Raw genomic sequence first — 17,989 nt, 5'->3', positions numbered from 1 at the left:
TTGTCGCAACGGCGCTGCGGACAGGTGCAAAGCGGGCAGGGCTGGGCTAGCCTTCGCCGCATAACCAACAGCTTGGGAGGCCTGATCCATGTCCTTGCGCGCAGGCCATCCCCCGCAGGGCGAAAAGGCGCGGATCATCGTCTGCGACGACGATCCCGACATGCGCGAGACGCTGGTGGAATTTGTCGCCATGCAGGGCTATGCCGTGGAGCAGGCCATCGACGGGGCGACGCTGCGCCGTCTCGTGCCGAAGCTGCGGCCCGATCTGGTGCTGCTGGATCTGAACATGCCGGGCGAGGACGGGCTGTCGCTGGCGCGCTGGCTGAAATCCGACCATCACTGCGCCATCCTGATGCTGACCGCCATGGGCTCGCTTTCCGACAAGGTGGTGGGGCTGGAAATGGGGGCGGATGATTACCTGCCCAAACCGTTCGAGCTGGCCGAGCTGCGCGCCCGCATCCGCGCCGTGCTGCGCCGCACGATGAGCCCGGTGGTGGTGAATGGCCGCCCGCCGGAGCGGATGCGCTTTGGCAGATGCGTGTTCGATCTGGCCGAACGCCAGCTTTTTGACGATGCGGGCAAGGGCCTGCCGCTGACGGCGATGGAATATGATCTGCTTTACGTCTTCGCCACCCATCCGCGCCGGGTGCTGAACCGCGACCAGATCCTCGAACTCGCCCATAACCGCCAGTGGGATCCCTATGACCGGTCGGTGGACAACCGCATCGCCCGGCTGCGCAAGAAGATCGAGGTCGATCCCGCCCATCCCCGCGTGCTGCGCACCGTGCGCGGCGAAGGTTACATGTTCGAACCCGGCGATCTGTGACGCCACGCGGCGGCTGCGACAATTGCGACAGGGGCACCCCCCGCGTGACACGCGGCAAGGCAGCAGCCCCGCCTATACCGGACCGTGCAGGGGGCGCATCCCGCGCCCCGTCCCGTTCCGGAGGAATGCCGATGACCCCTGATGACATCCGCCTCGTGCGGCACCATTTCGCCGCCCTGTCCGGTCAGGAGGAGGCGTTTTCGGCGGCCTTCTACGACCACCTCTTTGCCCTCGCGCCCGATCTGCGCGCCTATTTTCCGCGCGACACGGCCGATCAGGGCCGCAAGCTGATGGCGGTCCTGCATTTCGCCATGGACCATCTGGACCGGGCGGAGACGCTGGCCCCGGCGGTGATCGCGCTGGGCGCCCGCCATGCCGATTATGGCGTGCGGCCCGATCAGTTCGCGCCGGTGGGGGCGGCGCTGCTGCAGGTGCTGGAGCAGTGGCTGGGCGCCGCCTTTGACGCCCGTGCCCGGCAGGTCTGGACCAGCCTTTACGGCGCGCTGGCCGATCTGATGCGGCAGGGCCTGCTGTCTGCGGCCCCCCGCGCAGAGCGACTTGCCAAGGCCGCGTCCTAGCGCACGCGGGACAGCCAGTCCGGATCCATCTGCGGCACCGCATCCAGCAGGCGGCGGGTATAGGCCTGCTGCGGGCTGTCAAAGATCTGCTGGCGCGGGCCCTGTTCGACGATGCGGCCCTGCTGCATGATCACCACCTGATCGGCGACGGCGCGCACCGTCGCCAGATCATGGGTGATGAACAGCAGCGTCAGGTCAAGCTCGTCCTGCAGGCGCATCAGCAGGCGCAGGATGCCCTGCGCGACCAGCTGGTCCAGCGCCGAGGTCACCTCGTCGCAGATCAGGAATTTCGGTTCGGCGGCCAGCGCGCGGGCAATGCCGATCCGCTGTTTCTGCCCCCCCGACAGCTCGGGGATGCGGCGGTCAAGGAACTGGCCGGGCGGCATCTCGATCAGATCCATCAGCTCGCGCACCCGCGCCTCCAGCGTGCGGCCCGACAGGCCACGGCAGAACCGGGCAGGGCGGGTCAGGGTCTCGCGCACGGTGTGGCGGGGATTCAGCGCGGTATCGGCCATCTGATAGATCATCTGGATATCCTGCAGCAGCGCGGGATCGCGGCGGGCATAGTCCGGCGGCAGCGGCTGGCCTTGCCAAAGCACCTCGCCCGAGACGGGGGGCAGCAGCCCCGCGATCACCCGCGCCAGCGTGGTCTTGCCAGAGCCGCTTTCACCCACCACCGTCGTGGTGCGTCCGGTGGGCAGGCGGACCGACACGTCCTTCAGCACCGTCACCTCGCCATAGGCTGCGGTCAGGTCGCGGCATTCCACCAGCGGCGGCGTGTCCGCGGGCTTTGCCGGGCGCTCCAGACTGCGCACGGCCCAGAGCGAGCGGGTATAGTCCTGCTGCGGGTCGGACAGGATTTCGCGGGTGCGCTGGGTTTCCACCTCGCGCCCGTCGCGCATCACCATCACGCGGTCGGCCATCTGGCTGACCACGGCAAGATCATGGGTGATGTAGATCGCGGCGGTGCCAAAATGTTCGACGATGTCGCGCATGGCGCCCAGAACCTCGATCTGGGTGGTGACGTCCAGCGCGGTGGTGGGTTCGTCGAACACGATCAGATCGGGGCGGCAGGCCATGGCCATGCCGGTCATCGCCCGCTGCAGCTGGCCGCCCGACAGCTGATGCGGATAGCGCAGGCCGATCTGGTCGGGATCGGGCAGCTGCATCTGGCGGAAGAGCGCGATCGCTTCCTGCTGCGCCTGCGACCGGGAGGCGGTCTGATGCAGCACCGGCGCCTCGGTCACCTGATCCAGCACGCGATGCGCGGGATTGAAGCTTGCCGCCGCCGACTGCGCGACATAGGCCATGCGCCGCCCCAGCAGCCTGCGCAGCTTCGCGGGCGACAGATCGGTCAGCGTGACCCCGTCAAACCGCACCGACCCGCCGGCAAAGCGCACGCCGTCGCGCACCACGCCCATGGCCGCCAGCCCGGCAGAGCTTTTGCCCGCGCCGCTTTCGCCCACCAGCCCCAGCACCTCGCCGCGCCGCAGCGTCAGATCGAGCCCGTGCAGGATCACGGTCGGGGATTTCACCGGCCCGGCTTCCAGCCGCAGGCCGCGCATTTCCAGAAGGGGGGTCATCGGGGTCTTGTTCATGTCTTCAGCCCGCTGGCGCGATGCAGCATCCAGTCCACAATGAAATTGATCGCCACCGTCAGCAGCGCGATGGCCCCTGCCGGGATCAGCGGTGTCACGTCTCCGAAGGTGATCAGCGTCGCGTTGTCCTTGACCATGGATCCCCAGTCCGCCGTGGGGGGCTGGATGCCGATGCCCAGAAAGGACAGCGCCGCGATGAACAGGAACACGAAGCAGAAGCGCAGCCCGAATTCCGCGATCAGCGTGGAGGCGATGTTGGGCAGCACCTCGCGCCGCATCAGCCACAGCGTGCCTTCGCCGCGCAGGCGGGCCGCCTCGATGAAATCAAGCCGCACGACATTCATCGCCGCCGCCCGTGCCAGCCGGTAGACGGGCGCGATGTAGATGAAGGCGATCACCGCCACCATGTTGGGGATTGACGCGCCGACGATGGCCAGCATCATCAGCGCAAGGATCAGCGGCGGCACCGCCATCACCACATCGATGGCGCGCGACAGCAGCTGGTCGGTCCAGCCGCCGCGCAGCGCCGCCAGCATGCCCAGCACCGACCCCGCGGCAAAGGCCATGCCGGTGGTCAGCATCGCCAGCCCCACGGTGTTGCGGGCGCCGAAGATCATGCGCGACAGCATGTCCCGGCCCAGATTGTCGGTCCCGAGCGGATGCGCGGCGCTCCATGGCTGGAACTGCGCGCCGACGATCTCGGTCTCGGCATAGGGGGCGATCCATGGCGCGCCAAGCGCCACGACGATGGTCAGCGCCACCACGGCCATGCCGAACCATGCGGTGGGCGGGGCGGATTTCAGGGTGGTCGTCACGGTCATCACATTCATCTCGGTCAGCCGCGGCGCAGGCGGGGATTGGACAGGATCGACAGGATGTCGGCCAGCACGTTCAGCGTCACATAGGTTGCGGCAAAGAATAGCCCGACCGCCTGCACCACCGGCAGGTCGCGGCTCGACACCGCATCGACCAGCAGCTGCCCCATGCCCGGATAGGAGAACACCGCCTCCACCACCACGACGCCGACGATCAGATAGGCGAGGTTCAGCGCCACGACATTGATGATGGGGGCTGCGGCATTGGGCAGGGCATGGCGCAGGATGATCCGCCAGCGCGGCACGCCCTTCAGCCGCGCCATCTCGATATAGGGGGAGGCCAGCACGTTGATCACGGCGGCGCGGGTCATCCGCATCATATGCGCGACCACCACCAGCATCAGCGTCAGCGCGGGCAGGAAACAGCGATAAAGCGCGTCGCCAAGCGACTGCGCCTCGTCGATGCGCGCCAGCGTCGGGAACCAGCCCAGCTGGATCGAGAAGACGAGGATCAGCACATAGGCGACAAAGAATTCCGGCATGGAAATCGCGCTAAGCGCGCCGACATTCACGCCCCGGTCGAAGATGCCGTTGCGCCAGAGCGCCGCAAGCAGCCCCAGCACCACCGCGACGGGCACGGAGATCACCGCCGCATAGCCCGCAAGGAACATCGTGTTGGCCAGCCGCTGCGACAGCAGATCCGCCACCGGACGGCGCGAGGCCAGCGAATTGCCCAGATCGCCCTGCATCACGCCGCCCAGCCAGTTCAGGTAGCGGACATGCGGTGGCAGGTCGAGGCCAAGTTCCGCCCGCCATGCGGCAAGCGTGTCGGGGGTGGCGGACTGGCCAAGGATCTGCTCGGCCAGATCGCCGGGCTGCAGTTCGATCCCGACAAAGATCAGCGCCGAAACGAGGAACAGCGTGACCACGCCCAGAACAAGGCGCTGCAGGATCAGTTTGGGGACAGGCGACATCGGGTGTTCTCCGCAGGCCGCCCGGCCAAGGACTGGCACGGGCGGCAAGGTGGTGTCAGGGCGACCGGATCCGGTCGCCGCCATGGGGCTGGCGTCAGGCCATCCACCACCGCTCGATGAAGCGGACGCTGTCGAGATCCCACATTTCCGAGATCTGTTCCGGCATGTTGATGCGGGTGCTCATGGCCGAGACATACTGCCCGAACGCCGGGATCAGCGCGCCGCCATCGGTCTGGCACAGCGTCTGCATCTCGGCATACATCTCTGCCCGGCGGTCCTGATCCAGTTCGGACCGGGCGCTGACCAGCAGGTCATTGAAACGCGGATTGCTCCAGCTTGTCTCGTTCCAGTCGGCTTCTGCGGCATAGGCCGAGCTGAACATCAGATCCGCCGTCGGGCGCCCGCCCCAGTAGCTGCAGCAGAACGGGCTTTTCAGCCAGACATTCGACCAGTAGCCGTCATCGGGTTCGCGCGAGACGCTGAGGGTGATATTGGCCGCGCGCGCCGCCTCGCCAAACAGCACCGAGGCATCCACCGCCCCGTTGAAGGCCGCGTCAGAGGTCTGCAGCGTCACGTCAAGACTGTCGAGCCCGGCCTTGGACAGGTAATGCTTGGCCTTGTCGGGGTCATAGGCGTGCTGTTCCAGATCGGCATTGTAGAACCGCATGGAGCTTGCGATCGGGTGGTCATTGCCCACCGAGCCATAGCCAAGCAGGATCTTGTCGACGATGGCCTGCCGGTCGATGGCATGTTTGAGCGCCATGCGCACGTTCACGTCGTCAAAGGGGGCTGCGGTGACGTTCATCGGCATGGTGTAATGCAGCGTGCCGTTCTGGGTATGCACGCGCAGGTTGGGATTGCGCGCCATCAGCGGCAGGGTCTTGAGGTCGGGCCGGTCGATCAGATCCACCTCGCCCGTCACCAGCGCGTTCATCCGCGCAGCCGGATCACCGACCTTCAGCAGCACCACGCGGTCGAAATGCGCGCGGCCCTGCTTCCAGTAATCGTCGCGGCGGACCAGTTCGATCCGCACACCCGGCTCGAAGCTTTCGATGACATAGCCGCCGCTGCCGATGCGGCTGTCGGGGTCGATGCGGCCGTCCATGTCCTGACGGATGGTCAGGTGATAGTCGTTGAGGATCAGCGGGAAATCGGCGCTGCCCGCCTTCAGGTCAAAGATCACCACCTTGTCGCCATCGGCGCGGATGTCGGAGATCTGGTCCAGCAGGCTCTTCACGCCGGATTTAGAACCCTCGCCCATATGGTGCCGGATCGACGAGATGACATCGGCCGCCCGCACCGTCCTGCCATCGGAAAAGGTTGCATCGTCGCGCAGCCGGAAGGTCCAGCTGGCGGCATCGGCGCTTGGCTCGAAGCTTTCGGCAAGATCGGGCTGGGCGGTGCCATCCGGGCCGATCTCGACCAGCGTCGAAAACACCGCATAGCTGGTGGCGAACATGAAATCGTTGGAATAGGTGGCGGGATCCAGCGAGTCAGAGCTTTCGCCCTGCGTGTAGCCCACCCGCAGCGTGCCACCCTTCTTGGGCGTGCTGTCCTGTGCGCGGGCCGCACCCGGCAGAGCCATGCCCAGCAGCAGGCCCCCGGCGGCGGCCCCTGCCATGAAATCGCGGCGCGAGGCGCCCCATGTCGAACTGGTCATTGTCAGATCCTCCTCTGTGTATGTGTGGCGGCGGCCCCGTTCCGGGGCGTTCTCAGACCGCAAAAGCGATGGATTTGGTGCGCGTGTAGGCCTCCAGCCCTTCGAGCCCCTTTTCGCGGCCAAAGCCGGATTTTCGGTTGCCGCCAAAGGGCAGCTCTATGCCGCCGGCCCAGTAATCGTTGATCGCGATCTGGCCGGCGTCGATGCGGCGGGCCGCCTGCAGCGCCGTCGAGATGTCCGGCGTGTAGATGCCGGCATTCAGCGCAAAATCGGTCCCGTTGGCGAGCGCTACGGCCTCGTCGATCTCGTCAAAGACCTGAACCGTCAGGACCGGCCCGAAGATCTCTTGTCGCACTGCCGGGTCGTCGGATGCAACACGATCAAGGATGGTGGGGGCGTAGAACCAGCCCAGCCCGCTTTCGGGATCCTGCAGGGCATGGCCGCCGGTCACGATGTCGAGCCCGCGGTCGCGCGCGGCATCGACATGGGCCGCCACCCGCGACAGGTGCAGCGCGGAATTGATCGCGCCCATGTCGGGATTGCCCAGCCCATGCCCCAGGCGCAGCCCGCGCGCCCGCTCCACCAGCCGCGACAGCACCTCGTCATGCAGCGAGCGGTGCAGGATCAGCCGCGATCCCGCCGAACAGATCTGCCCCGAATTGGAAAAGATCGCCCAAAGCGCGCCTTCGGCCACCTGATCGGCCTTGGCATCGCCAAAGGCCACCAGAGGCGACTTGCCGCCCAGTTCCAGCGTCAGCCCGGTGACATTGGGGGCGGCGGCGCGCATCACGTCGATGCCGGTATCCACCGACCCGGTAAAGGTGACATGGCGGACACGCGGATCGCGGACCAGCGCCGCCCCCGCCTCGGCGCCGGTGCCGGTGACCACATTGACCACCCCCGCCGGAACCCCCGCCCGCACCAGCAGGTCGGCGAGCAGCAGCGCGGTAAAGGGCGTGGTTTCAGCAGGTTTCACCACGGCGGAACAGCCCGCCGCCAGCGCCGGGGCGATGCCGCGCACCAGCGTGGAGGTGGGGTAGTTCCACGGCACGATATGGGCGGTGATGCCCACCGGTTCGCGGCTGGTGAAGGCCACGGTCGCCCCGCCCAGATCGGGGCTGCGCCCGTCAAGCTTGTCGGCGGCGCCCGCGTAATATTCGAAAAGCCGCGCCGATCCCGCGATGTCGCCCTGCGCTTCGGCAAGGGTCTTGCCGCTGTCGAGCGATTCCACCACCGCCAGCAGATCGGCCTCTGCCCGGATCAGCATCGCGACGGCGATCAGGATGCGGCAGCGCGTGGCGGGGGGCGTGTCGCGCCAGACCGCAAAGCCGCGCTCCGCCGCGCTCAGCGCCCGGTCCACATCGGCGGCGCTTCCGGCGGCAAAGCGGCCCAGCACCTGCGCGCGGCCCGGATCAAAGCTGTCCATCTCCGCGCCGTCAAGCGCGGGATGCAGCGCCCCGTCGATGAAATGCCCCTGCGGCAGATGGGGCAGGGTGCCGGTGGTGCGATAGGTGTGGATCAGATCGGCGGCGGTCATGAAGGAGCCTCGCTGCTGTGATAGGTGGCGCGGGCAAGAAAATCGGCGGTGATTTCCACCCCCCAGCCCGGCGCGTCGGTGACCGTCAGATGACCGTCGGTCACGGTGTAGGGATCGTTGCGGAACAGCCCCTCCTGCCACGGGTAATAGTCCGGTCCCTCGATGGAGAATTCCAGATAGCGGCCCGGATTGGGCACGGCGCGCAGCAGATGCAGGGTGAACAGCGTGACCAGCGACAGGTTGGCGGCATGGGGCGTGCAGGGCAGGCCCGCCGCATCACCCATCCGCGCCACCTGCATCGCCCGGATCATGCCCCCGACATAAAGGATGTCCGGCTGCACGATGTCCACCGCGCGCAGCGCGATCATCCGGCGCCAGTTGACCAGATCCCAGTCCTGTTCGCCGCCCGCCACGTCAAGGTCCAGCGCGGCGCGGACACGGGCGGTCTGCTCCATCTCCCAATAGGGGCAGGGTTCCTCGAAATGCTCGAAGCCGTGATCCTGCAGCAGCCCGCCCACGGCGATGGCGCGCTCCGGCGAGAAGCCGGAATTGGCATCCACGAGCAGGCTCGCCTCTGGCCCCATGGCGCGGCGCAGCGCGGGGATGATCGCCTCGGTGCGGCCCGGCCATTCGTCGCGGTCATGGCCGCATTCGGCCCCCACCCGCACCTTGAAGGCGTCAAAGCCGTGGCGGTCGCGCAGGGCCTGCATCCGCCGCGTCTCCTCCTCGGCGGAGATGTCGCGCCGCATCGAGGAGGCATAGGCGCGCACCCGCCCGGGCGTGCCGCCCAGCAGGGTGCAGACCGGCAGGCCCGCGACCTTGCCGCGCCAGTCCCAGACCGCCGTGTCGAGCCCGGCCATGGCGCGGCACAGATAGGTGCCGGGGTATTTGTGTTCGCGTTCGGGGATCTGCGCGATGACCTCTTCCAGCGCGTCGGTGCCGCGCCCCAGCGCCCAAGGCGCCACCTGCCGGTGCAGAACCTGACAGGTGATGTCGGCATTATAGGGCGACACCTGCCCCCAGCCGGAGGCGCCATCCTCGGTGGTGACGCGCACGAAGCCCACCAGCGGCGTGGTGAAGGTCTCGATCCGGGTCAGGCGCGGGCCGGTATCTTCGGCGCCGGAGGCGGCGCGCAGCGGGACGGCGCCCGAGGCGGAATAGGGCTGTGTCATGCGTCCTCCAGAATCATGTCGGCGGCGCGCCATGCGACCATCATCGTGGGCGCGTTGGTGTTGGCGGAGGTGAGGTTGGGAAAGACCGACGCATCGACCGCGCGCAGCCCGCCGATCCCGTGCACCCTGAGCCGGGGATCGACCACCGAATCTGCGGCGCAGCGCCCCATCCGGCAGGTGCCCACCGGGTGAAACACCGATCCGCTGCGGTCGCGGAAATCGGCAAGGAGGGCGGCATCGTCCATGCCGCGCAGATCGGCGCCGATGGGTCCGGCGATCAGCGGCGCCATGGCCGCGCTCTGCATGAAGCTCTGGCAGAGCCGCCCGCCCGCGATGACGGCGGCGCGGTCTTCGGCGGTGGCAAGGCTGCCGGGCCGGATCAGCGGCGCATCGCCGGGATTGGCCGAGGTGATGTCGATGCGGCCCCGGCTGGTCGGGCGGGTGGGCGAAAAGCCGATGATGAAGCCCGGAAACGGATCGGGATTGATGACCGTCCGCGTGCCCTTGGGCGTGGTCGTATAGGTCACCGGGTTGAAATAAAGCTGCTGGTCGGGCCGCGCCAGCGCCGGGTCAGAACGGAAATAGCCGCCGCACTGGTTCACCGACAGCGCCAGCGGGCCGCGCCGGGTCAGCAGATATTGCAGCCCCGCCCGCAGCTTGCCCGACAGCGGCGCCAGCGCGTTGTTCAGCGTGGGTTCGGTGGCGCGGTACAGATAGCTGATGCCCAGATGGTCCTGCAGATGCCCGCCGACATTGGGATTGTCGTCGAGCACGGCAAGCCCCGCCGCGCGCAGCGTCTCGGCAGGGCCGATGCCCGACAGCTGCAGCAGCCGGGGCGAGGTCACGGCGCCTGCCGCCAGCAGGATCTCGCGCCCCGCCCGCGCCTCGGTCACGCGGCCATGGCGGGCATAGCGCACGGCGACGGCGCGGCGCTCTTCGATGCGCAGGCCCTGTACCAGCGCGCCGGTTTCCAGCCGCAGGTTGGGGCGGCGCAGGGCAGGGCGCAGCATGGCGCGGGCCGAGGAATGGCGCTGCCCGCGCCGGGTGTTGATGCGGTAGGCGGCAGCACCTTCGGCATCGGCGGCATTGGGATCGTCGCAGGTGCCAAGCCCCAGATCGCGCGCGGCGTCGAAGAAATGCCGGGTCACCGGGTGGATCTGGTCCGACACGTCCTGCACATGCACCGGGCCGCTGCCCTGCCGTGTGCCGTCCGGGGCCACCTGCGTTTCGATCTGCGCATAGGCGTCGCGGACCGCGTCCCAGCCCCAGCCCTCGGCGCCAGAGGCCTGCCAGTCGTCAAAATCCTCGGGGCGGCCCCGCGCGTAAAGCATCGCGTTGATGGATCCGGACCCGCCCACCACGCGACCGCGCGGCCAGTAATCGCTGCGCCCGTTCAGCCCCTCGTCCGGGGCGGCGCTGTAGCGCCAGTTGACGCGCGGGTGATAGAAGGTCTTGCCATACCCCAGCGGCATGGTGATCCACGGCAGGTGGTCGCGGCCTCCGGCCTCCAGCAGCAGGACCGAATGGCGGCCCGACCGGCTCAGCCGTTCGGCCAGCACGCAGCCTGCCGATCCGGCGCCCACAATGATGTAATCGTACTGCGTCACATGGTCCCCCTGTTGTGCCGCCAGTGTGACAGTTTGACGGCGGAAGGGGCTAACGAATAATAATTTGCCTCAGCATCGAAATTTTTCGCAGAAGGGTCTGCCCCATGTTCAACGATCTGCCGCCCCTGCCATGGCTGCGCGCGTTCGAGGCCAGCGCCCGGCTGGGCAATTTCACCCGCGCCGCGTCGGAACTGAACCTGACCCCCTCGGCGATCAGCTATCAGGTCCGCGCGCTGGAGGCGCAGCTGGGTCAGCCGCTGTTCACCCGGCACCGGCGGGAGCTGCACCTGACGCGGCTCGGGCAGAGCTACCTGCCGATCGTGACGCAGGCCTTTGCGACGCTGAACAATTCCACCGCCGGGCTTTTCGGCAAAAGTCACACGCATACGGTCACGCTGCGCTGTCTCAGTTCGCTGACCATGCTGTGGCTGCTGCCGCATCTGCAGAGCTTCCACCTGACCCATCCCGAGATCTCGCTGCGGCTGCTGTCGACCTCGTGGTCCGAGGATGCCGGGCGCGACGGCATCGACATCGACATCCGCTATGGCGACGGCACATGGACCGATGGCACGGTCTCGCGGCTGATTCAGGGCCGGGTGCTGCCGGTGTCGACGCCCGCGCTGGTGGCGCCCGCCGCCGAGATCGCGACCCGCCCCCTGATCGAGATCACCGGGGTTCTGGACAGCTGGGAGGAGTTTTTCAGCTGCCATGTCCCGGATGTGGACCTGCCGCCGCCCGCGCTGATCGTGGACCAGTCGCTGATCGCGCTTGATTACGCCGCCTCAGGGCGCGGCTATGCGCTGGTGGCCGAGGTGTTTGCCCGGCCCTATCTGCGCGACGGGCGGCTGGTGCCCGCCTGTCCGGAAACCCTGCCCGAACGGCTGGGGCATCACATCGTCATCCCGCACAGCACCAACCTGCACCGTCCCGAGGTGGCGGCCATCGTCGCATGGCTGACCGACTCCGCGACCGAGGCGTGACGGAGCCGGTCTGTGGTGCCCTCAGGCCCGGTTCGCCGGTTGTAGCGCGGCTGAGGAACGGTTAGGGCACGGGCCATGACCTGCGCGGCCCGTCACGCGGCGGCAGGACGCTCCGGATCCGCAACGCAGGATCCGCCCGAGCGTCGCAGGCAAATGTCTGGCAATAGGAGTCTTGATGCGCATCCAGATCGACGTGGCCCTGCATTACCGGTTCCAGCGGTCCAACACCGTCTTTCTGGCCCTGCAGGCCGGACAGACCGAGGGGCAGAGGCTCGTGCAGGAGACGCTGGATCTTGGCACAGCCGATGTGACCCGCATCACCGGCGATGCCGGGGTCGGCGAACGGATATGGGCGCGCGTGCCGGGCGACGAGATGCGTCTGAGCTATCGCGCGCTGCTGGACATCACCCGGCGCAGTCAGGTGCTGGACCAGCTGCAGGCCGATCCGCTGCATCTGCTGCCCGGCGAGGCGGTGCCCTATCTGCGCCCCTCGCTTTACTGCCAGTCCGACAAGTTCGTGTCCTTTGTCGAAAAGCGCTTCGGCGGGCTTGGCGGCGGCGCCAAGATCAGCGCCATGCGCGACTGGATCGAGGCCGAGCTGGCCTATGTGCCGGGCAGTTCCGATGCCAGCACCACGGTGCTGGAAACCTTTGCCGGGCGGCAGGGCGTGTGCCGCGATTACGCCCATCTGATGTGCGCGCTGACGCGGGCGGCGCAGATCCCGGCGCGGATGGTCGCGGTCTACAGCCCCGATGTGACGCCGCCGGATTTCCACGCCGTGGCGCAGGTCTGGCTCAGCGGTGGCTGGCATCTGGTCGACGCCACCGGCATGTGCCGCGCAGACACGATGGCGGTGATCGCGGTGGGGCGCGATGCCTATGACGTGGCCTTCATGGAATCGCAGGTGCCTGCGGAAATGCTGTGGCAGTCGGTGCAGGTGTCCCGCGTCTGAGCGGCGGGCCTGCGCTACCAGCGCAGGTGGCGGTGGCCCAGCCACGCGCCAAGCGCGCTTGCAAGGCAGAGCGCGAGCCCATACCAGCTGACATAGAACAGCGGCGAATCCTCGGTGCAGTGCAGCGCATAGCCTGCGGCGGTGCCCGCGCTGGCGGCAAGTCCGGTCAGCGCGCCGGACAGCACCGGACGGGTGGGCGCGCCACGGCGCAGCAGCGCCAGCCCCGCCGCCAGCGGCAGCAGCGACAGCGTGACGACGGAAATCAGGCAGGCCAGCGCGGTCTGCCCCATCAGGTCGGGCAGCAGGCGCTGCGGCGGCAGGTCGATCAGCCGCGCCGCAAAAAGCCCTGCGGCCAGCGCCACCGGCACCAGCAGCGGCCAGAGCGGCAGCCGCGCGCCCGGTCGCACCGAAAGCAGCGCCAGCGGCAACGCCAGCCCCGCCAGCGCCAGCGGCAGCAGCGCCTTGGCGGCGACCACGGGCCGCGCCATCGCCCCGGGATCGGGGCGCAGGCCGAACAGCGCAAAAAACAGCGCCAGCCCGGCAAGGATTGCACCCGCCACGGCCAGCGCCACCAGCGCCGGACGCAGCGGCGCGGGGGCGGGGCGGCTGGCCAGATCGCGGATGAAAGCTTCGGTCGGCGGGGAATTGGTCATCGGTTCATCCTTTCGGCAAGCTGTGACAGGCGCTTCAGCGCGCGGTGCAGGGCGACGCGCGTCGCCCCCGCGCTGAGCCCCAGCCTGCCGCCTGCTTCTTCGGCGCTGTCGCCGTCCAGCGCAATGGCCCGCACCAGCGCGGCGGACCTCGTGTCGATCTGGTCCAGCAGGCGGTCGGCATCGCGCGCGGCAAGCGGCGTGTCGGGCATGTCCTGTTCCAGACTGTCGGCGTAATCGTCAATGGGCAGATGGATCGCGGCGTTGCGGCGCCGGAACGCATCCACGATCTTGTAGCGCGCCACCGCGTAAAGCCACGGGCGCACCGGCGATCCCTGCCGCCAGCTGCCGCGCTTCAGATGGATGGCCAGCAGCACCTCCTGCAGGATGTCCTCGTGCTGATGGGCGGGCAGGGCGGTGCCGCGCGCCCGGATCAGCGCGCGCAGGCTGGGCGTGATCTCGGTCAGAAAGCGGGCAAAGGCCGCGCTGTCGCCCGCATTGGCGCGGGCCAGAAGGCTTTCCCAGCTGGGGTCTTTGTCCAACCCGGCCTCCCGCGACCTGCGTGCTGTCGCGGGCAGGCTAGCGCGGTCGGCGGGAGTCGCGCAATCGGGGATGCGCGGGGGCGCGCAATCCGCCATGCGCGGCGGCGCGCAATCGGGGATGCGCAAGGGGGCGCAGTCCCGAAGGCGCGGCGGCGCGGAGTCCTGCCTGCGCGGCGGCGCGGCAGCGCAGGCGACACAAAGCGCGTCCATCACCGCGGCCCGCAGCCCCGGTCAAGCCGCAGCGCATGATCCAGCGACCAGCGCCCCGGACCCATGGCGACCAGCGCCAGCAGCGCGGCAGCCCAGAGCCCGTGGGTGACCCACGCGCCGGGATAGACGAAGATCTGGATGACCGCCGTCATCGCCAGCAGCCCCAGCGCCGAAAGCCGCGTGAGCAGCCCCGCGATCATCAGGATCGGCAGCAGATGTTCGGCAAAGGTGGCCAGCACGGCGGCGATCTGCGGCGGGATCAGCGGCAGGGCGTATTCCTGTTCGAAGAGATACCACGTGCTGTCCTTGATCGAAAATAGCCCCTCCACCTTGGTGCGTCCGGACTGCCAGAACACCAGCGCGGGAAACACCCGCAGCGCCAGCGCCACGGCATCGCGGGGGATCGCGCCCGCCAGCGCATTGAACCGGCCAAGCGGCTGAAGCAGCATGTTCATGGGTCAGACCTTTGCATCGACAAGCGCGCCGTGGCGCATCAGTTCGGGAAGGGTGCGGGCGGGATCAAACCCGGGATCGGCGGCATGGGCGTGGGCGGCGGCCTCTGCCAGCGGCTGGCCCTGCACCAGCGCCTCGATCAGCGCGGCCTCGCCCGCCGTCACGGCGCGCAGCTGCACCTCATAGCCCGGATCGCGCAGGATCAGCGCGATCTGCGGGCCGCGCGCCAGCGGCAGATCCGCGCCGCCGGGCTGGTTGCGCGCCCAGATCGACACCGCCGGATGTGCCAGCCGCAGCAGGATCAGCGAGGGGTGCAGCCCCAGCCGCAGCGTCTCGGGATCCGCTCCCGCCAGCCGGGCGGGGTGCAGCGGGGCGGCATCGGCGGCGTGAAAGGCGCGGCCCCGCGCATGTTCGATCCGCGCCACATCGCCCATATAGGGATAGGCGGCAAGCGGCGGAAATCCTTCCAGAAACTCCGGAAACTCCGCCCCCCATTCGGCGATCACCGGGCTCTGCGGGCGGTGGGTTTCCGCAAAATGCCGGGCCAGAGCCGCAAAAAACGCAGGCCCCACCAGCCGGGCGATCACCGGGAACCGCGCCGCCAGCGCCCCGGTCAGGCTGACGGTGACGTTGTTGCGATAGACGGCAAAGCGCCGCTCGGCCTCGGCGGGGGCGCGGGCGGTCACGCCGGGAGGCAGCGCGCCGCCGCGCAGCGCCGCGTCGAACCGGGCCAGAAACTCAGGATGCGCGGGCATGGCGGCCAGCCTCGCGGAGCAGATGGTCGGCCCGCGCCGCTTCGGCGGCCAGCACCGGCCAGTCGGGCAGGTCATTGTCCCATTCCACCAGCGTCGGCAGCGGGCCGGTGCGGGCGATGACCTCTGCGTAAAGCGTCCAGACCGGATCGGCCACCGCCGCGCCATGGCTGTCGATCAGCAGCGGGCCGGAGGGCAGATCCTCTGCCGCGTGCCCGCCCAGATGGATCTCGGCCACCGCCGCCAGCGGAAACCCCGCCAGATAGGCGCGGGGATCGGTGCCGTGATTGGTGCAGGACACAAAGACGTTGTTCACGTCCAGAAGCAGCCCGCAGCCGGTGCGCCGCGCAAGCTCGGCCAGAAACTCGGTCTCGGACAGGGTCGACTGGTCGAACAGCACATAGGTCGCGGGGTTTTCCAGCAGCATCCTGCGGCCCAGCCCCTCCTGCACCTGATCGACATGGGCCGCGACCAGATCCAGCGTCTCTGGCGTATAGGGCAGCGGCAGCAGGTCGTTGAGATAGTCGGCGCCATGGCTGGACCATGCCAGATGTTCGGAAAAGCTGTCCGGCTGGTAACGGTCGCACAGGGCGCGCAGCCGGGCCAGATGCGCGCGGTCAAGCCCCTGCGCGCCGCCGATGGACAGGCCGACGCCATGGATCGACAGCGCATAGGCCTCGCGGATCGCGGCCAGCTGCACATGCGGCAGCCCGCCCGCGCCCATGTAGTTTTCGGCGTGAACCTCGAAAAAGCCGACGCGGGGCCGGTCGGCGCGGATGGCGGCGAAATGCTCGGGCTTGAACCCGACACCTGCCGCGGCGGGAAGGGCTGTCATGGCGCTGCTCCTGCGGGGGGTGGGGGCTGGGGCGCGGAGCGAATCCGCGCCCCAAGGGGATCAGGCCGGGATGTCGCGGGTCAGCGGCTCCAGCGAGCCCATGCGCGCCATGCCGTCATCAGCTGCGGGCAGGTCCATGGTCATGCAGGTGCCTTCGGGAACCAGCGTCCATGCGTTGCCCTGATAATCCACCTTCGAGGTGCCGGCACAGGTGGTTCCGGGGCCAGCCGCGCAGTCGTTCTTGCCGGCAAGCGACACGCCGTAGCATTTTTCCATCGCCTGAGCGTGGACCGGCGTGGTGGCCATGGCGCCAAGCGCACAGGCCAGCGAAGCGCCAAGGATAAAGCGGGGGGTCATCGCGGTCATGTTCATCTCCTTGTCAGACCAGAAGGACTGTCTGCTGCCCTTCACTAGGCAATTCGCAGGACAGGGCCTCGGCGTTACAAGGATCGCGGTTTCGTGATCGGTTGGCGGTCAGCGGTGGCGCAGGATCTCGGCGCGGGGCTGGTCCAGCACCAGCCGCCCCGCCTTCCAGACGGCGCGCACCGGGGCGCCCATGCGCACCGCCATGGCGGGATCGGGCGCATCAAGCAGCACGATGTCGGCGGGTGCCCCGGGGACCAGCGCCCGGTCGCGCCCCATCAGCGCTGCGGGCGCGTCGGTGATCATGGCAAAGGTTTCGGCCATCTCGGCATCCGAGGCGAGCTGCGCGATATTGGCGTAAAGCCCCGCCATGCGCAGCAGCGAGCCATCCCCCAGCGGCGTGAACGGGTTGAGCACGTTGTTGGTGGCCAGCGTCACGGTGACGCCCGCGCGCGCCAAGGCCAGCGCCGGGGCCAGCCCGCGCGGACGCAGGCCTTCGGGGCCGGGCTGGCGCCCGTTCAGGAACAGGTCGGTGGCGGGCAGCACACAAAGCGCCACGCCCGCCGCCTGCATCTGCGCGGCGATGCGGGCCACCTCGTCCGGGGGCAGGGCACCGAGCTTGGTCGCATGCCCCACCGACACCCGGCCCGCCATGCCGCGGGCGCGGGTCTGGGACAGGATTTCGGGCAGGATCGCGCCTGATGGGTCAAGGTCGAAATCGGCGTGGAAATCCACCGCCACCCCGTGCCGTTCCGCCAGATCGAAGATCTGCGTCACATGCGCCACCGGATCGCTGTCGGTATAGGGGCAGCCGCCCAGCAGATCGGCGCCCTCGCTCAGCGCGGCATGCAGCAGATCCAGCGTCTGCGGCTCCTGCGTCAGCCCCTCCTGCGCGAAGGCGCAAAGTTCGAGGTCGATCACATCGGCATAATCGGCGCGCAGCCGCGCCAGCGCGTGAAAGGACCGCAGCCCGGCGCGGGGATCCACCTCGACAAAGCTGCGCATCACCAGCGTGCCATGGCGCACGGCGCGTTCCAGCAGGGCAGCGGCGCGGGTATAGACATCTTCCTCGGTGAAGGCGGCCTTGGCGGTGGCGGTCAGCCGCACGGCCTCGGCCAGGGTACCCTCGCAGATCGGGCAGCGGTCAAGGATCAGCGCCTTGTCCAGATGGATGTGGCTGTCCACGAAGCCCGCGCAGGCCAGATAGCCGCCGCAGTCGCGCCGCGGCAGATCGTCCTCCAGCGCGCCGGCACCCGGTCCCCGCTCCACGATGCGGCCCTGCGCGATGCGCAGCGACTGCGGCCCGCTTTCGCCCGCAAGGCGCAGATTTTCCAGAATGAAGTCGGTCATGGCTCTGGCTCCGGTGGGGCGGCGCGGCGCCGCGGCTGCTGGTCGGGGCCACCATGGCGCGCGGGCAGGGGGAAGGCAAATGCCGACCGGGCCGGGTCAGGCCCGAGCCTCAGGCGTGCCGCGGATCCGGGCAGG

Annotated in this window: 18 protein-coding genes; 4 read left to right on the top strand and 14 right to left on the bottom strand. The window is 68.7% G+C overall.

Annotated features, from left to right (window positions below; all coding sequences use genetic code 11):
• The first annotated feature begins 88 nt into the window (after positions 1–88).
• Both BLR51_RS22670 and BLR51_RS22665 read left to right on the top strand, forming a co-directional pair.
• Positions 89–826 carry a response regulator gene (locus tag BLR51_RS22670; RefSeq protein WP_089851314.1) on the top strand — a complete coding sequence of 246 codons (738 nt, stop codon included), beginning with the start codon at positions 89–91 and terminating at the stop codon, positions 824–826.
• Between the two features lie 131 nt (positions 827–957).
• Entirely contained in the window at positions 958–1,404 is a 447-nt protein-coding gene (locus tag BLR51_RS22665; RefSeq protein ID WP_165616903.1) for a globin domain-containing protein, read from the top strand.
• On the opposite strand, the gene BLR51_RS22660 is transcribed toward BLR51_RS22665, so the two are convergent.
• From BLR51_RS22660 to BLR51_RS22630, 7 genes are all read right to left on the bottom strand, one after another.
• Entirely contained in the window at positions 1,401–3,002 is a 1,602-nt protein-coding gene (locus BLR51_RS22660) for an ABC transporter ATP-binding protein (RefSeq protein ID WP_242656816.1), read from the bottom strand. The genes BLR51_RS22665 and BLR51_RS22660 overlap by 4 nt on opposite strands.
• On the bottom strand, positions 2,999–3,823 hold the full coding sequence (locus tag BLR51_RS22655; RefSeq protein ID WP_089851312.1) for an ABC transporter permease: 825 nt from the start codon (positions 3,821–3,823) through the stop codon (positions 2,999–3,001). Before BLR51_RS22655 ends, BLR51_RS22660 begins: the two co-directional genes overlap by 4 nt.
• Positions 3,824–3,837: 14 nt before the next feature.
• Positions 3,838–4,791, bottom strand: a complete 954-nt coding sequence (locus BLR51_RS22650) for an ABC transporter permease (RefSeq protein ID WP_089851271.1) — start codon at positions 4,789–4,791, stop codon at positions 3,838–3,840.
• Positions 4,792–4,885: 94 nt separating this feature from the next.
• The gene (locus BLR51_RS22645; protein WP_089851269.1) at positions 4,886–6,451 is read right to left on the bottom strand and encodes an ABC transporter substrate-binding protein; all 1,566 of its coding nucleotides are present in this window, start codon (positions 6,449–6,451) and stop codon (positions 4,886–4,888) included.
• 52 nt (positions 6,452–6,503) lie between these two features.
• A complete protein-coding gene (locus BLR51_RS22640; protein ID WP_089851268.1) occupies positions 6,504–7,988 on the bottom strand; it encodes an aldehyde dehydrogenase family protein in 1,485 nt (494 codons plus the stop codon).
• On the bottom strand, positions 7,985–9,160 hold the full coding sequence (locus BLR51_RS22635; protein ID WP_089851265.1) for a mandelate racemase/muconate lactonizing enzyme family protein: 1,176 nt from the start codon (positions 9,158–9,160) through the stop codon (positions 7,985–7,987). The genes BLR51_RS22640 and BLR51_RS22635 overlap by 4 nt, the downstream gene beginning before the upstream one ends.
• Positions 9,157–10,767, bottom strand: a complete 1,611-nt coding sequence (locus BLR51_RS22630; protein WP_089851263.1) for a GMC family oxidoreductase — start codon at positions 10,765–10,767, stop codon at positions 9,157–9,159. The genes BLR51_RS22635 and BLR51_RS22630 overlap by 4 nt, the downstream gene beginning before the upstream one ends.
• A gap of 104 nt (positions 10,768–10,871) precedes the next feature.
• On the opposite strand from BLR51_RS22630, the gene BLR51_RS22625 reads away from it, so the two are divergent.
• A complete protein-coding gene (locus BLR51_RS22625; RefSeq protein WP_089851261.1) occupies positions 10,872–11,747 on the top strand; it encodes a LysR family transcriptional regulator in 876 nt (291 codons plus the stop codon).
• A gap of 175 nt (positions 11,748–11,922) precedes the next feature.
• Positions 11,923–12,699 (top strand): transglutaminase-like domain-containing protein, encoded by a 777-nt coding sequence (locus BLR51_RS22620; protein ID WP_089851259.1) that lies wholly within the window; start codon positions 11,923–11,925, stop codon positions 12,697–12,699.
• A gap of 14 nt (positions 12,700–12,713) precedes the next feature.
• Here BLR51_RS22620 and BLR51_RS22615 read toward each other — a convergent pair whose 3' ends face one another.
• The 7 genes from BLR51_RS22615 to BLR51_RS22585 form a co-directional block, all read right to left on the bottom strand.
• A complete protein-coding gene (locus tag BLR51_RS22615; protein ID WP_089851257.1) occupies positions 12,714–13,352 on the bottom strand; it encodes an NrsF family protein in 639 nt (212 codons plus the stop codon).
• On the bottom strand, positions 13,349–13,891 hold the full coding sequence (locus BLR51_RS22610) for a sigma-70 family RNA polymerase sigma factor (protein WP_242656815.1): 543 nt from the start codon (positions 13,889–13,891) through the stop codon (positions 13,349–13,351). The genes BLR51_RS22615 and BLR51_RS22610 overlap by 4 nt, the downstream gene beginning before the upstream one ends.
• Before the next feature lie 209 nt (positions 13,892–14,100).
• Positions 14,101–14,556, bottom strand: coding sequence for a DoxX family protein (locus tag BLR51_RS22605; RefSeq protein WP_089851255.1), 456 nt, complete (start codon positions 14,554–14,556; stop codon positions 14,101–14,103).
• Positions 14,557–14,559: 3 nt separating this feature from the next.
• On the bottom strand, positions 14,560–15,309 hold the full coding sequence (locus BLR51_RS22600; RefSeq protein WP_089851252.1) for an HvfC/BufC N-terminal domain-containing protein: 750 nt from the start codon (positions 15,307–15,309) through the stop codon (positions 14,560–14,562).
• Entirely contained in the window at positions 15,293–16,141 is an 849-nt protein-coding gene (gene bufB, locus BLR51_RS22595) for an MNIO family bufferin maturase (protein ID WP_089851250.1), read from the bottom strand. The genes BLR51_RS22600 and bufB overlap by 17 nt, the downstream gene beginning before the upstream one ends.
• A gap of 60 nt (positions 16,142–16,201) precedes the next feature.
• The gene (locus BLR51_RS22590; RefSeq protein WP_375342697.1) at positions 16,202–16,498 is read right to left on the bottom strand and encodes a BufA1 family periplasmic bufferin-type metallophore; all 297 of its coding nucleotides are present in this window, start codon (positions 16,496–16,498) and stop codon (positions 16,202–16,204) included.
• Between the two features lie 117 nt (positions 16,499–16,615).
• Positions 16,616–17,854 (bottom strand): amidohydrolase family protein, encoded by a 1,239-nt coding sequence (locus BLR51_RS22585; RefSeq protein ID WP_089851246.1) that lies wholly within the window; start codon positions 17,852–17,854, stop codon positions 16,616–16,618.
• Positions 17,855–17,989 lie beyond the last annotated feature (135 nt).

Origin of the sequence: Salipiger marinus, assembly GCF_900100085.1 — a bacterium.
Lineage (GTDB): Bacteria > Pseudomonadota > Alphaproteobacteria > Rhodobacterales > Rhodobacteraceae > Salipiger > Salipiger marinus.
This window is presented reverse-complemented; position numbering and strand designations above follow the sequence as displayed.

Bases quoted from the DNA above. Each gene is read 5' to 3' on its own strand.
- BLR51_RS22665 (WP_165616903.1), top strand. From the start codon at position 958: ATGACCCCTGATGACATCCGCCTCGTGCGGCACCATTTCGCCGCCCTG.
- BLR51_RS22655 (WP_089851312.1), bottom strand. From the start codon at position 3,823: ATGACCGTGACGACCACCCTGAAATCCGCCCCGCCCACCGCATGGTTC.
- BLR51_RS22590 (WP_375342697.1), bottom strand. From the start codon at position 16,498: ATGACCCCCCGCTTTATCCTTGGCGCTTCGCTGGCCTGTGCGCTTGGC.
- BLR51_RS22635 (WP_089851265.1), bottom strand. From the start codon at position 9,160: ATGACACAGCCCTATTCCGCCTCGGGCGCCGTCCCGCTGCGCGCCGCC.
- BLR51_RS22585 (WP_089851246.1), bottom strand. From the start codon at position 17,854: ATGACCGACTTCATTCTGGAAAATCTGCGCCTTGCGGGCGAAAGCGGG.
- BLR51_RS22660 (WP_242656816.1), bottom strand. From the start codon at position 3,002: ATGAACAAGACCCCGATGACCCCCCTTCTGGAAATGCGCGGCCTGCGG.
- BLR51_RS22670 (WP_089851314.1), top strand. From the start codon at position 89: ATGTCCTTGCGCGCAGGCCATCCCCCGCAGGGCGAAAAGGCGCGGATC.
- bufB (WP_089851250.1), bottom strand. From the start codon at position 16,141: ATGACAGCCCTTCCCGCCGCGGCAGGTGTCGGGTTCAAGCCCGAGCAT.
- BLR51_RS22605 (WP_089851255.1), bottom strand. From the start codon at position 14,556: ATGAACATGCTGCTTCAGCCGCTTGGCCGGTTCAATGCGCTGGCGGGC.
- BLR51_RS22640 (WP_089851268.1), bottom strand. From the start codon at position 7,988: ATGACCGCCGCCGATCTGATCCACACCTATCGCACCACCGGCACCCTG.
- BLR51_RS22615 (WP_089851257.1), bottom strand. From the start codon at position 13,352: ATGACCAATTCCCCGCCGACCGAAGCTTTCATCCGCGATCTGGCCAGC.
- BLR51_RS22620 (WP_089851259.1), top strand. From the start codon at position 11,923: ATGCGCATCCAGATCGACGTGGCCCTGCATTACCGGTTCCAGCGGTCC.
- BLR51_RS22645 (WP_089851269.1), bottom strand. From the start codon at position 6,451: ATGACCAGTTCGACATGGGGCGCCTCGCGCCGCGATTTCATGGCAGGG.
- BLR51_RS22625 (WP_089851261.1), top strand. From the start codon at position 10,872: ATGTTCAACGATCTGCCGCCCCTGCCATGGCTGCGCGCGTTCGAGGCC.
- BLR51_RS22650 (WP_089851271.1), bottom strand. From the start codon at position 4,791: ATGTCGCCTGTCCCCAAACTGATCCTGCAGCGCCTTGTTCTGGGCGTG.
- BLR51_RS22600 (WP_089851252.1), bottom strand. From the start codon at position 15,309: ATGCCCGCGCATCCTGAGTTTCTGGCCCGGTTCGACGCGGCGCTGCGC.